Annotated in this window: 10 protein-coding genes; 5 read left to right on the top strand and 5 right to left on the bottom strand. The window is 71.4% G+C overall.

The genetic code is table 11. The features are described from left to right. Window positions 1-43: 43 nt before the first annotated feature. Window positions 44-1,357, top strand: coding sequence for an inositol-3-phosphate synthase (locus WMF46_RS09865; protein ID WP_437985374.1), 1,314 nt, complete (start codon window positions 44-46; stop codon window positions 1,355-1,357). Window positions 1,358-1,391: 34 nt separating this feature from the next. On the opposite strand, the gene WMF46_RS09860 is transcribed toward WMF46_RS09865, so the two are convergent. Further along, window positions 1,392-2,195, bottom strand: a complete 804-nt coding sequence (locus WMF46_RS09860; protein WP_437985373.1) for a calcium-binding protein — start codon at window positions 2,193-2,195, stop codon at window positions 1,392-1,394. 223 nt (window positions 2,196-2,418) lie between these two features. After that, window positions 2,419-3,537 (bottom strand): diacylglycerol/lipid kinase family protein, encoded by a 1,119-nt coding sequence (locus WMF46_RS09855; RefSeq protein WP_437985372.1) that lies wholly within the window; start codon window positions 3,535-3,537, stop codon window positions 2,419-2,421. 491 nt (window positions 3,538-4,028) lie between these two features. Between WMF46_RS09855 and WMF46_RS09850 the strand changes: the two genes are divergently transcribed. After that, on the top strand, window positions 4,029-4,712 hold the full coding sequence (locus tag WMF46_RS09850) for a hypothetical protein (protein WP_012234436.1): 684 nt from the start codon (window positions 4,029-4,031) through the stop codon (window positions 4,710-4,712). 19 nt (window positions 4,713-4,731) lie between these two features. Here the strand turns inward: WMF46_RS09850 and WMF46_RS09845 are convergent, their stop codons facing one another. Next, entirely contained in the window at window positions 4,732-6,246 is a 1,515-nt protein-coding gene (locus WMF46_RS09845; protein ID WP_437908208.1) for an ATP-binding protein, read from the bottom strand. A 99-nt stretch (window positions 6,247-6,345) separates the two neighbouring features. On the opposite strand from WMF46_RS09845, the gene obgE reads away from it, so the two are divergent. Together obgE and WMF46_RS09835 are read left to right on the top strand one after the other, a co-directional pair. After that, complete coding sequence (gene obgE / locus WMF46_RS09840) at window positions 6,346-7,386, top strand: GTPase ObgE (RefSeq protein ID WP_437985371.1); 1,041 nt, start codon at window positions 6,346-6,348, stop codon at window positions 7,384-7,386. A gap of 374 nt (window positions 7,387-7,760) precedes the next feature. Further along, complete coding sequence (locus tag WMF46_RS09835; RefSeq protein ID WP_437985370.1) at window positions 7,761-9,491, top strand: hypothetical protein; 1,731 nt, start codon at window positions 7,761-7,763, stop codon at window positions 9,489-9,491. Here WMF46_RS09835 and WMF46_RS09830 read toward each other — a convergent pair. Continuing rightward, window positions 9,483-11,567 (bottom strand): CotH kinase family protein, encoded by a 2,085-nt coding sequence (locus WMF46_RS09830; RefSeq protein WP_437985369.1) that lies wholly within the window; start codon window positions 11,565-11,567, stop codon window positions 9,483-9,485. The genes WMF46_RS09835 and WMF46_RS09830 overlap by 9 nt on opposite strands. A gap of 186 nt (window positions 11,568-11,753) precedes the next feature. On the opposite strand from WMF46_RS09830, the gene WMF46_RS09825 reads away from it, so the two are divergent. Continuing rightward, window positions 11,754-12,392, top strand: coding sequence for a Uma2 family endonuclease (locus tag WMF46_RS09825; protein WP_437985368.1), 639 nt, complete (start codon window positions 11,754-11,756; stop codon window positions 12,390-12,392). A gap of 58 nt (window positions 12,393-12,450) precedes the next feature. On the opposite strand, the gene WMF46_RS09820 is transcribed toward WMF46_RS09825, so the two are convergent. Next, window positions 12,451-13,341, bottom strand: coding sequence for an NAD-dependent epimerase/dehydratase family protein (locus WMF46_RS09820; RefSeq protein WP_437985367.1), 891 nt, complete (start codon window positions 13,339-13,341; stop codon window positions 12,451-12,453). Between the last annotated feature and the right edge of the window lie 145 nt (window positions 13,342-13,486).

Here is a 13,486-nt window from a genome sequence, read left to right as displayed (position 1 = left end):
CCTCGCCCGGCGAGCGCCCACGACCACGGGGGGAACACGTCACGTGAAGCAGCCGAAAGAGATCAAGACCGCGGAGGGCAAGCTCGGGGTCCTGCTGCCGGGGCTGGGCGCCGTCTCCACGACGACCATCGCGGGCGCCCTGCTCGCGCGGCGCGGGCTCGCGGCGCCCATCGGGTCGCTCACCCAGATGGGCACGATCCGGCTCGGCCGGCGCACCGACGAACGCGCGCCAAGGATCAAGGATTTTTTGCCGATCGCGGCGCTCGATCAGCTGGTGTTCGGCGCGTGGGACATCTTCCCCGACAACGCCTACGAGTCGGCGCGGCACGCGGACGTGCTCGAGCACCGCCACCTCGACGCCGTCCGCGAGGAGCTCGAGCGGATCCACCCCATGCCCGCGGTGTTCTACCCGCAGTACGTCCGGCGGCTCCACGGCAACCACGTGAAGAAGGGCGCGAGCAAGGCCGCGATGGTCGAGCAGGTCCGGGAGGACATCCGCGCCTTCCTCCGCGACAGCGGCGCTGCGCGCGCCGTCGCCGTCTGGTGCGGATCGACCGAGGTCTATATCGCGCCCGCGGAGGTCCACTCCTCCGTCGCGCGCTTCGAGGCGGGCCTCGCCGAGGACCACCCGGCGATCTCGAGCTCCCAGATCTACGCGTGGGCCTGCCTGAAGGAGCGCGTCCCGTTCGCGAACGGCGCCCCGAACCTGACGGTGGATTTCCCCGCCGCGTGGGAGCTCGCGAGCAAGCAGGAGGTCCCCATCGCCGGCAAGGACTTCAAGACCGGCCAGACCCTGATGAAGACGGTGATCGCCCCGGGGCTCAAGGCGAGGATGCTCGGCGTCGCGGGGTGGTTCTCGACGAACATCCTCGGCAACCGCGACGGCGAGGTGCTCGACGACCCGGACTCGTTCCGATCGAAGGAGGTCTCGAAGCTCGGGGTGCTCGAGCACATCCTCCAGCCGCACGTCCACGGCGAGCTCTATGGCAAGCTCTTCCACAAGGTGCGGATCGAGTACTACCCCCCTCGGGGCGACGCCAAGGAGGGGTGGGACAACATCGATCTCGTCGGCTGGCTCGGCTACCCGATGCAGGTGAAGTTAAACTTCCTCTGCCGCGACTCGATCCTCGCCGCGCCCCTCGTGCTCGACCTGGCGCTCCTCCTCGATCTCGCGCAGCGCGCCGGGCTGCGCGGCACGCAGGAGTGGCTCAGCTTCTACTTCAAGAGCCCCATGACCGCGCCGGCCCTGTACCCGGAGCACGATCTCTTCATCCAGTCGATGAAGCTCAAGAACACGATGCGCTGGCTCATGGGGGAGGACCTCATCACCCACCTGGGCAACGAGTACTACGACTGATCGCCCGGCAGCTCCGCGCCGCCCCGCGGCGGCGTCACTGCCAGCGCAGGTGCACGTCGACGACCGCGCCCGTCCGCGTCGAGGCGCCCTCCGAGAACGTGAACGAGGCCCGCTCGATCTCGCAGTTGCCGCGCGCGTCACAGCGCCGATCGCGCCCGTACGAGAGCTCGATCGCGACGAGCCCGCGCGACGCGATCGGCTCGAGCTCGCCGGCGCTCGACGCGCGGTTCGCGTCGCGATCGCTCCACAGCACGAGCCGCGACCACGCCTCGTCCCGCGCCGTGATCCGGCCGTCTCCGTCGGTGTCGAGCTCGCGGAGCGCGGTGAACCCGTTGTCCGCGCGGGCGCCGCTCGAGAGCACCGTCGCCGAGCCGAACAGCTCCTCGCCGCCGTCGATCGCCCCGTTGCCGTCCCGATCGAGCGCGAGCCACGGCGTCGCCGCGGTCGGCCAGTCGGTGGCGATCGTGGCCCCGAGCCCGCTCAGATCGAAGGCGCCGCTCATCGCGGTCACGTACTCGACCGGCCGTTGCTCGAACGAGAGCACGAGCGGCGTGCTGGTGACGCTGCCGCCCGCCTGGCACCCGGTCCAGGTCGCCACCCCGTCGATGTTCTCGCACTGCTCGAAGCCCTCCGTCCCGTTGGCGGTGCAGCTCCGGGACTCGCCGATCTCACACGCCGCTACCACCTCGTCGCCTTCGGGCTCGTCGCCTTCGAGCTCCTCGCCTTCGAGCGCGCCCTCGTCGGTGCCCTCACCGCTTTCCCCTTCCGTCACCTGCGCGGCGCATCCAGCGCCGATCGACGCCACGCCGAGGAGGAGCGCAAGCGAGGCAATTCCCATCGAACCGGAGCGAAGAAGGGTCAGCTTGATGTTCATGGCACAGACCCGGAGCAAGCGTTGCGCCAGCCCCTCGCCGCCCGCTCATCCCGCGAAATCCCCGGGGATCATGGCACCAGGAGCCCCTGAAACGCCCCGACGTGCCACCCTGCGCCAGGAGCACGACTCGAGTCGTGCCACTCTGGTCCAATCCGCGTCGTCTCACGCCCTGCCGGACGGGTGAGCCTTATCCGCGGGGCGGCGCGTAGAAATCCACGATCCGGATCGGCTCGGTCAGGCGCACGCGCACCCGCGATCGCTCCCCGCGGACGTCGCCGCCGATCTGGAAGCTCGTCACCGGGTCCATCTCGATCGTGACCTCGTCCACGAAGTAATCGAACACCGTCTCCAGGTCGTCGTACTCGCCGCTCCAGATGCTCGAGAAGTTCCGCACGAACGTGAACGGCGAGACCACCGACACGCGCAGCTGCATCCGGTCCTGGCGATCGTCCGCATAGGGGAACATCCGGAAGCCGAAGCCGTAATAGGGGATCGTCGACAGCGCCGCGATCTTCGCCGGCCCCTCGTAGATGACGCCGCCCTTCTTGATGGGCGCCCCCAGCATCGCCCCCTTCTCGCCGACGCGGATCGCGTCGTTGCCCTCGTTGATGATGCGGCAGTGCGGTGTTCGCCGCACGAGGTAGCTCGGGATCGTCCGCGTCGTCGCGGCGACGGCGTACGCCACCGGCCCCGGCGCGAGCCGCTTCAGCGGGCCCCGCGCGAGCGCCGACTTCACCGCGTTGTAGTCGCGGAGCATCACCGCATCGATCCCGAAGCCGCAGAACGGCGACAGGATGTCCTCGGCCTCCACGAGCCGCAGGTTCCGGCTCCCGGCCTCGGCGCGGAGCCGCTGGAGGTCGACCGCGAGCCCGGGCTTCGCGCCCGCGCCGCCGGACGCGCCGAGCACCCACGCCAGCGAGTTGCCCGTCCCCAGGCGCAGCAGCCCGAACCGCGGCAGCGGCAGCCCGCGCCGCTTCGCCTCGTTCACCACGGCCGTCACCACCACCGTGAACGTCCCGTCGCCGCCGCCCGTGAGGATCGTGCCGTAACCCCGGTCGACCAGGATCCGCGCGATGCCCTCGCTCTCCTCCACCCGCCGCGAGACGAACAGATCCCCCGTGTCAAGGATCTGATCGAGCGTCTCGATCACCTCCGCCGTCACGCTCTTGGCGTTGCCGTTCACCACCACGGCAATCCGGCTGCTCGCCGCGCCTCGCGGCATCTCGCTCGCACGACGCGGCGCATCAGCGACCGCGGCCTTGGGGACGTCATCGGCGGGGCCGCGACCGGCGGGCGGAGAGGTCATACACCGCGATCTACCACGACCCACCCCTGCGCTTGGAGCGCGGGATGACGCTGGATCGCGCGGGATGCGCGGGATGCGCGGGATTGGATGATGGATGACCAACCGCCCGGCCGGCGGCCGGCGCGCGACAGGCGCCGCGGGCGTGGCCTTCGCCGGACCGCAGCGCCGAGCCCGCCGGGACCGGCGATTGTGGACCGATGTGACCGACGCGACCCAGCGGCCCCGCCCGACGACCAGCTTTCCGGGACGCCCGATAGCGTGCGATGCTCGCTGGTTTTGGCTCCCGGACCGATCTTGGGTCATGCTGCCCTTCGGGAAAGCGAGGAGCCTCCCCGAAACTTAGTGGACGGGGTGGTCGATTTTTTGGTAAGGCGACGACCTGGTGAGCCAATCGGGCTTGACAGCCGTGCGGGTCTTTACCGCCGCGCGGGCGGCGCGCGCTTGAGGCGAAGGGCCGCGACGATCTCGTACCCAGCGGGGGACGCAGCGACATGCCGAAGATCACAAAGCAGGGCAGCTCCGAGAAGGCGACGGGTATGAAGAAGAAGGCCTCTTCGAGCAGCAAGGGGGGCGCAGAAGCTCAGCTTGCCAAGCCCGTGAATCCGGTAATCAAGGAAGATTCGAAATCGGCGTCGAGCGCGTCGAAGCGTAAGCTCGGCCTCCGTGGCGCTGCGCCCTGGGCTGCGCGGCACGCCGCGAAGCACGCTGCCGAGGCGCGGGCCCGGGCCGCGGAGCCGGCGCCCCCTGGCAGCGCCCGGGCGACCATCCGCGTGCCGAGCGGCGCCGAGGAGATCAAGGCGAAGATCGCCGAGCTCCACAACCAGACCCAGAAGATCCGCACGCTCCGCAAGCGGCTCGACAAGGGGTTCTTCGATATCGGGGTGGTGCTCGCCGAGATCCAGCAGCAGGAGCTGTATCAGGCGAAGGGCTACGGCTCGTTCGAGGCGTTCCTCGAGCGGGAGATCGACCTCGGCAAGCAGACGTCGTTGCGCCTCATCAAGGTCGCCCACGTCTTCCAGCGCGAGGTGGCCCTCGACTACGGCATGGACCGGCTGTTCGTCGCGCTCGCCGCCCTCGAGGGCGAGGTGCCCAAGCCCGCCCCCTCCGCGATCCCCTCCGCCCCCGGCTCCAAGCCCCCGCTCCCGCTCAAGCCCCCCATGCGCATCGTCGGCTGAGCGGCGCTCACCCACCCCGTCAGGCGCCAGCGCCGCGGGGTGGGGTTGATCCCGCCGGTCGCTCGACGGGCTCGGGGACGAAGCGGGGGAGCCTCACCCGGACCGTCGTGCCGTCGGCGGCGTGTGCGTCGACATCCACGCGGCCCGCGTGCTGGTCGACGATCTTCCGGACGATCGCGAGCCCGAGCCCCGTGCCCGCCGCCTTCGTGGTGAAGAACGGATCGAAGATCTCGGCGAGGATCGTCGGCGCGATCCCTGGCCCCGTGTCCCCGATCGACAGCCACACCTCGTGCGCATCCCCCGACGCGCACGCCCGCAAGACCCCGCCGTCGGGCATCACGTCGAGCGCGTTGACGACGAGGTTCAAGACCACCTGCTTGAGCTTCTCGACGTCGCCCAGCGCGAAGCAGTCGTCCGCCAGATCGCGGACGACCTCGACGTGGTGGCTCGCGAACGCCTCCTCCTCGAGGTCGAGCACGTCGCGCACGACGCGGGCCAGATCGACGGGCTCCCGGTGGGGGGCGCGCGGCCGGGCGAGCTCGAGGAACTCGCCGAGGAGCCGGCCCAGGCGGGCGATCTCCGCCTCGACGATGCCGACGCGCCGCTTCATGGGCTCGCGGATCGCCTCATCGGAGAGGCGGTCGATGCCGCGGCTGAGCAGGTGGAGCTCCAGGACCGCGGCGTTCAGCGGGTTCCTGATCTCGTGGGCGAGCCCGAGGGCGAGCGGGGCCATGGCGTTCAGGGCCTCGGCGTCGGCGGCCCGCCGCTCGAGGGCGCGCCGCTCGGTCACGTCGATGCCGATGCCGTAGACGAGGTCGGTCCTGCCGCCGCGCCCGCCGCCGCGGACGCCGGAGAGGTGCCAGCGCACGCGGCGGACGGCGCCCACCGCGTCCCGGACGCCGACCTCGACCTCGGCGGCGGCGTCGCCCTCGACAACGCTCAGGAACGACTGGTTGAACCGGCGCTGATCGGGCTCGTCGACGAGCGCCTCGCAGAACGCCATGCCGAGCGCGGCGTCGCAGGACACGCCGGTCAGCGCGGACAGGCGCGGGTTGAAGAGCGCGACGCTGCCGCCGGCGTTCAGGCCGAGGATGAGCACGTCCGCCGCGTCGATGATCGCCCGGTACCGGCGCTCGAGCTCTTCCCGCTCCCGCTTCAGCGAGATCTTCTCGATCGCCTGGGCCACGGTGGAGATGAGCTCCTCGGGGCGGAACGACTTGAGGATGAAGGCGAAGGCGCCGGCGCGGAGCGCGGCCATGGCGGCGTCGACGGTCGCGAAGCCGGTCACGAGGACGATCTCGCCGTGGGGGGCGGCGGCGCGGAGCGGGGCGATGAGCTCGAGGCCGCTCGCGTCCGGCAGCTTGACGTCGACGACCGCGACGTCGAACCCGTCGCGCCGGGCGGCCGCGAGCCCCTGCTTGCCGTTGGGCGCGAGGGCGACCTCCACGTCGAGCTCGCGCGCGCCCTCGAGGACCTCGCGGAGGTTTCCGGCGAGGCTCGTGTTGTCGTCCACGATCAGGATTCGAGCGGGCACCTGGGATCTCCTGGGCGAGCGGGCCGGCGGGCGGCCCGATGCGCGGGGCGCCCTTCCGCTTTGGGGTCTTTCCTAAATTGTATGCTATGAGCCGCCGTCATGCGGTTCGTCGATCGGTGCCGTCTGAAGGTGATCGCCGGGGATGGCGGCAATGGAGCGATCGCATTCCGTCGTGAGAAGTACATCCCGTTCGGGGGCCCCGCGGGTGGAGACGGCGGCCGCGGCGGGGACGTCGTCTTCGTGGGCGACGGAGGCCTGTCCACGCTACTCGACTTCACCTACGCGCGCACGATCGAGGCCGACCGGGGCGAGCACGGGATGGGGAGCGACTGCCACGGGCGCGCCGGCGCCGACCGGGTCGAGAAGCTCCCCGTGGGGACGCAGATCTTCGACGCGGAGAGCGGCGAGCTGATCGCCGACGTGACCGAGCAAGGCCAGCGGGTCATCGTCGCCCGCGGCGGCAAGGGGGGCCGCGGCAACCTGCACTTCAAGTCGCCGCACGACAGGGCTCCGCGGCGCGCCGAGCCGGGCGAGCCGGGCGAGGCCCGCGAGCTCCGCCTCGAGCTGAAGGTGCTCGCCGACATCGGCCTGCTCGGCTTCCCCAACGCCGGCAAGAGCACCTTCGTCGCGGCCGTCTCGGCGGCCCGGCCCAAGATCGGCGACTACCCGTTCACGACGCTCACCCCGATCCTGGGCATGGTCGAGATCGGGGGCGGCGTCCGGGCGGGCGGGTCGAGCTTCGTCATCGCGGACATCCCCGGGCTGGTCCCGGGCGCGAGCGAGGGGGTCGGGCTCGGCATCCGGTTCCTGAAGCACGTGGAGCGGACGCGGGCGCTCCTCCACCTCGTGACGCTCGACCCGGGCGAGGGCCGCGAGCCGCTCGCCGACTACCGGGCGCTCCGCAAGGAGCTCAAGAAGTTCAGCCCGGAGATCGCGGAGCGCCCGGAGATCGTCGTCCTGACGAAGGCCGATCTGACCGAGGTGCGCGAGGCCTACCCGAAGCTCAAGGCGCGGTTCGCAAAGGCGAAGGTGAAGCTCCACCTCATCAGCGCCGCGACGGGCGAGGGGATGCCGGAGCTCGTCCGCGAGCTCGCGGCGCTCGCGCGCAGGCGGGAAGAGCCGGCAGAGCAGGAAGGCTGAGCGCCTCGGCCCGGACGGCGGGCGCGCCGCGCACCGGCGGCGCGGCGTGAGCGCCGCCGCCGTCGGCGCATCGTGAGACGGCTGGGCCCGCTGGCTCGAACGGACACTGGCTCACGGAACGCGGAAGAACGCTGACGGCGGCGCAGAGCCGGCGCCGTGCGCCCCCTCGTCATCACATCACCCGTCATCCGGCGCACTGGAAAAAGGGGTTCACCCGCCCTCGTGCGCACAGGCACGAAGTGTTCTCACGTGGGCTGGTCCTCCACATCCGTCGTTCTTGGGTTCGAGCGGGCGCGCCGCACCTGGACAGGAGAGCGAAACTCGAGTCCAATTTACGATCCGGACTCACGTGTCCTGTCGGAAGGAGAAGCCCTATGCGCTGGTCGACCCCCAACAAACCGTCTTCTCTCGCGTGGCGTGTCGCCCTCTTCGTGGCGCTCGGCACGGGCGGGACGGCGCGCGCGGATGTGGTGCAGCCGAACGGCACAGTCGTCCCCGTGGTCACGAGCCGATTGAGCGATCTGCTGAACGGCTCGACGAAGAACGACATGCTCGACGAGATGATCGACGTCGTGGCCGACGCCGCGGTGGAGCCCCAGGTGTTCTCGCCGCTCTGCGAGTTCAGCGGCAAGTACATCGAGAAGGGGGGCGGCGCCAACTTCGCGGTCGGCTGGTACAACGTCGACGATGGCCGCGACAGCGGTGACCCGCCGCGGTACGTCCCCGTCGACACCGGAGCCAACCTCAGCACGCCGGCGCCGGAGAGCGATATCCAGATCCTCTTTCCGTTCTCTGGCTCCCTGCCGCCCGCCGCGCAGCGCGAGCTGACGGCCGTCTCGATCCGGGAGAACCCCGCCTACGCGGGCGGCCTCATCGGCTTCGTGCTGATCCCCAACCCGAACGGCACCGGCAACGGCAACGCCACGCAGTACCATTACACCGAGCACCGGTTCAACGTGGAGTGTACGGTGTGCGAGACCCCGGGGCCCTGGTACTCCGATCTCATCTACAGGTCGAACCAGCTCGCCAACACGTTCTACCTGGGGTTCGAGGATCTCGATTTCCGGAACGCCGCCGGCAGCGCGGGCGTCAACGGCAATGATCTCGATTACGAGGACTTCCTGTTCCGCTTCTCCGGCATCACGTGCTCCGCGGCCGGCCAGCCGTGCGAGATCGAGGAGAACGTGGGCGCGTGCCGCGCGGGCATCTCCGACTGCGACGCGCAGGGACAGGCGATCTGCACGCCGATCGTCGAGCCTGGCAGCCAGGCCGAGCAGTGCGACGGCATCGACAACGACTGCGACGACATCGTCGACGAGGAGGCGCCCTGTCCGGAGGACCAGGTGTGCAGCCGCGGCCGCTGCGTGAACCGCTGCGGCTCGGCCGAGTTCCCGTGCGAGCCGGGGCTCGTGTGCCTGGAGGGCCTGTGCGTCGAGCAGGCGTGCGTCGACGCGAACTGCGATGTCGGCGAGGTGTGCCATGACGGCGTGTGCCGCGCCCCGTGCGACGGCGTTGTGTGCCCGCACGGCCAGACCTGTCGCGGCGACCGTTGCCTGGATCCGTGCGACGGCGTGACGTGCGGCGCGGGCGAGGTGTGCGAGAGCGGCGTCTGCGTGGTCCAGTGCGGCTGCCGGGGCTGTCCCTCGGACGACCGCTGCGCCGCGGACACCGGGCGGTGCGTCGAGGCCGCGTGCGCCGACGTCGCGTGCGGCGCGGGCACCACGTGCCGTGGCGGGGCGTGCGTCGACCTCTGCGACGGCGTCGTGTGCCCCGCGGGCGAGCGGTGCGTGACCGGCATGTGCGCCGAGGAGCCGCCGGCTCCTGCCAGCACGACGGCGGCGGGTCCGACGCTCGACGTGGCCGCCTCGGTCGGCGCGGGCGGGGACGCCGCTTCAGGCTCGGGTGGGGCTCCCTCCACCGGCGCGGGCGGGGACGCGAGCGGGAGCGGGGAGTCGGCGGGCTGCAGCTGCAGCCTCGGCGGCGACGCGCCGTCCGCCGGCGGCGTCGCCGCGTTGCTCCTCGCCGTGAGCCTCGGGCTCCGCCGCAGGAGGGGCGGAGACCCGGCGCGCTCGGCTCCGAGCCTGCGTATCCGTCGTTCAGGGTGATTGGGACGTCGGCCCGAAGAACTCGACATCATCGATCTCGATGGTGCCCGAGTCGGCCTTGTCCTTGCCGAGGAAGCCGTTCGCGCGGACGCCGTTCATCTCCGCGCTGAACGAGAGGCCGACGATCGACCGGAGCACGTCGTTCACGTCGTCGCCCGGGTCGCGCCCCTGATCGATGGCCCAGCCGGGCAGCGCCATCTCGGCGAACCTGAGCTCGATCAGCGTCGGCTCCGCGGTGAGCCGCACGTCCCATCCGTGGCGAACGCCCGAGAGCCCTTCGCTCTGCGCCGGGCTCTCGACGTCGAAGCGCATCCCGCGCGCCGCCTCCGCCCGCGCCCAGAAGCGGACCCCCTCGAGCGCCGTCGCGTCGATCATGCCCTCGGCGAGAGGCACCCCGAAGTACACGTACTGCCCCCAGGGAGACGCCTCGTCGCGGAAGTCGAAGCGGAGGAGCATGCTCTGCGCGCCGTTCAGCGGATCTTCCTGCGAGAGGCCCTGCACGGCGCTCGACGCGTTGTTGGTGGACAGCACCGTCCCGACGTACAGCCCGAGCGTGTCCGCGGCCTCGAAGTCGTTGATCCCCGTCGCGGTGAACGAGAACGGCGCGAGGGGCGTGCCGCCGGCGAAGCGGCCCAGGCGCTCTCGCAGGATCGGCAGCTCGTTCCTGAGGCGCTCGACCGCGGGCTCCCACCCGGCGAGCCCGGGCCCGAGCGGGTCCTCCTCGACGGCGGTGCGGATCAGCGCCGCGTACTTGTCGACCTGCTCCTCGAGCCGCCCCTCGCTGAACGGGCCCTCATGGAGCGCCTGCAGCGCGGCCTTGTAGCCCGCTGCGTCCTGGTTCAAGGCAGAGAACAGCGCGTCACAGCCCGGCGGGCGCACGTGCTCGGAGCCCATGAACACCGGGACCACGGCGCTGCAGTCCGCCGGCGTCTCCGTCCATCGCGGCACGTGGCCGAAGTAGGTGCTGGGGCCGAGGGTCTGATCGAGATCCCACGGGATGAGGTGGAACTTGCCCGAGGACGGCTCGTCGTAGAAGTAGAAGTTGTGGTTGAACGCGGCGCCCGCCTCGTTGGCGTAGTAGGTCGTGACGCCGTCCCAGTTCACGATCGTCTCGTCGACTGCCATGTAGCGCTGCAGCTGCTCGATGTCCGTCCACTCCGACAGCGCGGTGATCCGCTCCGCGCCCTCGGTCGACGCGAGGGCGGTCGAGAACGCGATGAATCGCTCGTGCGTGGCCGCGTCTTCGTTCGTCTCGATCCGCTCCGCGTAGTAGCCGGCGTCGTCCGAGACCGGCCACGCTTCCTTGTAGAGATCGCCGTCCGGAGCCTCGGAGAAGTGGTGTTTCAGGAAGCGGCCGTCCACGTCCTCGACCATCGAGAAGAGCCCTTGCGACTCGCCGTTCACGCGCAGCGTCGCCCACGCGCTCCGCGGGGCTGCGACGCCCATCTCCCGGAACAGGCCATAGGCGATCCGCTCGTGGAGCCGGGTGGGGTCCCAGATCATGGAGTGGAAGTTCAGGCGCTTCTGCGCGTAGAAGCGCTGTCCGTCGACGTACTCGTCGAACTTCACCTTCATGCTGAGCTTCGGACAGGTGAGGTTCCCCTCCCCGTCGAAGCACATGGCGAGGGTGCCGTAACCGCCCTTGAACCGCAGGCCGACCACGCCCAGGCTCTTGCCCTTGTAGCAGGCCTCGGCCTCGACATACCGCTCGTCGCGGGCGTTCTCCTTGAGCTCCGCCCAGCGCTCTTCCGGAAGGTAGAAGTCGAAGCGCGGGACCTCCTCCGCCGCGTACAGCTCGTCCGCGTCGCGCTCGGCCAGCGCGGGGTCGGACGGCTCGCACCGCGGCGTCGGGGGCTGCCCGCCGCTCCCGCCGTCGCCCGTGCCGCCCTCTCCGCCGGCGCCTCCGCCTCCGGCGCCTCCGCCTCCAGCGCCTCCGCCTCCAGCGCCTCCGCCTCCGGCGCCAGCCCCGCCCGAGCCGCCTGGCCCGACGCCGCTGCTCGCGCCTTCGTCATCACCGCAGCCTGCGCCCACCGCGGCAGCCGCAAGTGCAAGCACCATCCAATACCCAAGCTTCATTCAACAATCCTCCAAGTGCCTCGACCCTAGTCGTGGCCATCCCGTCCGTCGATGCCTGATTTTCACGGCAGGCATGGACGCCTCGCTGGACATCGTGCGTCGCCGCGCCGTGCAGGCGCGCCGCGTGACCTCGCGACCCCGCTCATGACCCGGCACGAGGCGCGCGGTGATGGTACTTTTCCAGGCGTGAGCCAGCGCCCGTATCCTGAGCCCCAGGCAGCCCGCCTCTTGTCCGTCGCGGAGTGGGCAGCGCTGCCGGAAGACGAAGCCGGTGAGCTCATCGATGGCCGCCTGGTCGAGGAAGAGATGCCCGATTGCGTCCACGAGCTGGCCGTCGCCTGGCTCATCCACACCCTGCGGGCCTGGCTCATCCCGCGCGGCGGCTTCGTCTTCGGCTCCGAGGTGAAGTACGCGCTCAAGCCGCGGCGCGGGCGCAAATCCGACGTATCGGCGTTCCTCTCGACCTCGCGGAGGCCCCCGGCCCGTGGCGCCGTCGGCATCCCGCCGGACATCATGGTCGAGATCGTCTCTCCCTCGCCGCGGGACAGCCGGCGCGATCGCGTCGAGAAGCTCGAGGAGTACGCCGCGTTCGGGGTGCGCTGGTACTGGTTGCTCGATCCGCAGCTCCGCACGCTGGAGATCCACGAGCTCGCGCGCGGCGGGCTCTACCATCACCGCCTCACCGCGCCCGGAGGGGTGCTCCGGGAGGTTCCGGGCTGCGAGGGGCTGACGCTCGATCTGGACGCGCTCTTCCGCGAGCTCGACCGGCTCGACGCGACGGAGCCGCAGGAGCCGCCGCAAGGCACCGCGGACGACGAGGCGTGACAGCGCGGGCGGCGAACGGCGCGGCCGCGCGGCGGTTCACCCGCGATGCCAGGGCGGCTCACCCGCGGTGCCGCGGGGCGCGCTCCCTCGCGGCGGGGGCCGGCGCCTCGGCCTCGACGGCCAGGCACGCCTCGAACCCCTCGATGTAGCTCGGGTAGAGCAGCGCCATCCCGAGGGCGCGCTTGATCTTCGCGTTGTCCACGGCGCGATCGTGGCGGAGCGTCTCGTGCAGCTCCTCCCGCGGCGCCCCGGCCGGCAGCGCGAGGCCGAGCCGCGCGCAGAGCCAGCGGACGACCTCGATCTGCGGCACGGGCGCGTCGTCGGCGACCAGGAAGGCCTCGCCGGGGCCGGCGCGATCGGCGCGCTCCAGCGCCGCGAGCGCGAGGCGCGCGAGGTCCTCGACGTGGATGCGCGAGACGACGTTCCTGCCCTGCTGATCGCCCTCGCCGGTCATGCGGAAGTCGCCGCGCAAGAGCCGCTGGTGCAGGCCGCGGCCCGGGCCGTAGATGCCCGCGGCGCGCAGCACCACGGCGCCGCGCGCGCGGTACACGTCCTCGGCCGCGAGGCGCGCCGCCGCGCGGGGGCCGTCGGCCGACGTGGGCGTCGCCTCGTCGATGCGCCCCGTCGCGTCGCCGTACACGGCGGTCGACGAGACGTAGGCGATCGCGCGCGCGCGGCGGAGCGAAGGCGCGATCGCGGCGTCGGTCGCGCCGTCGGGCGGGAAGGCGACGAGCACGTCCGCGCCGTCCGTCACGAGCCGGTCGACGGCCTCGGCGGTGAGCGCCGGGAGGACGCTCACCTCGATGCCCGCCTGCGCGAGCTCCGTGGCGCGCTCCGGCGAGCGCGTCGTCGCGACGACGCGGCCGCCGGACGCCCTCCGCAGGCCGGCGACCACCGCGCCGGTGAAGCCGCAGCCGAGGACGATGAGCGGGGGGGAGGTGTTGAGCATGGGTGCTGGGCGACGCTTCTACCAGCAAGCGCGAGAGGAAGCCTCCGCGGCGCGAGAGCGCTGCCGGCCGCGCCCGAGGTGCACGGATGAGGTCGCGTCGTCGTCGTCGTCTTCGTGCGGGTGGGTCGCCGGGTCTGCGCACCGC

This window comes from Sorangium sp. So ce117 (assembly GCF_051524395.1).
In the GTDB taxonomy this organism is placed as follows: domain Bacteria; phylum Myxococcota_A; class Polyangia; order Polyangiales; family Polyangiaceae; genus Sorangium; species Sorangium cellulosum_B.
Note: the sequence above shows the minus strand (reverse complement) of the source record. Positions and strands in the feature narration are given on the sequence as shown.

Bases quoted from the DNA above. Each gene is read 5' to 3' on its own strand.
- WMF46_RS09855 (WP_437985372.1), bottom strand. From the start codon at position 3,537: ATGACCTCTCCGCCCGCCGGTCGCGGCCCCGCCGATGACGTCCCCAAG.
- obgE (WP_437985371.1), top strand. From the start codon at position 6,346: ATGCGGTTCGTCGATCGGTGCCGTCTGAAGGTGATCGCCGGGGATGGC.
- WMF46_RS09860 (WP_437985373.1), bottom strand. From the start codon at position 2,195: ATGGGAATTGCCTCGCTTGCGCTCCTCCTCGGCGTGGCGTCGATCGGC.
- WMF46_RS09830 (WP_437985369.1), bottom strand. From the start codon at position 11,567: ATGAAGCTTGGGTATTGGATGGTGCTTGCACTTGCGGCTGCCGCGGTG.
- WMF46_RS09835 (WP_437985370.1), top strand. From the start codon at position 7,761: ATGCGCTGGTCGACCCCCAACAAACCGTCTTCTCTCGCGTGGCGTGTC.
- WMF46_RS09820 (WP_437985367.1), bottom strand. From the start codon at position 13,341: ATGCTCAACACCTCCCCCCCGCTCATCGTCCTCGGCTGCGGCTTCACC.
- WMF46_RS09850 (WP_012234436.1), top strand. From the start codon at position 4,029: ATGCCGAAGATCACAAAGCAGGGCAGCTCCGAGAAGGCGACGGGTATG.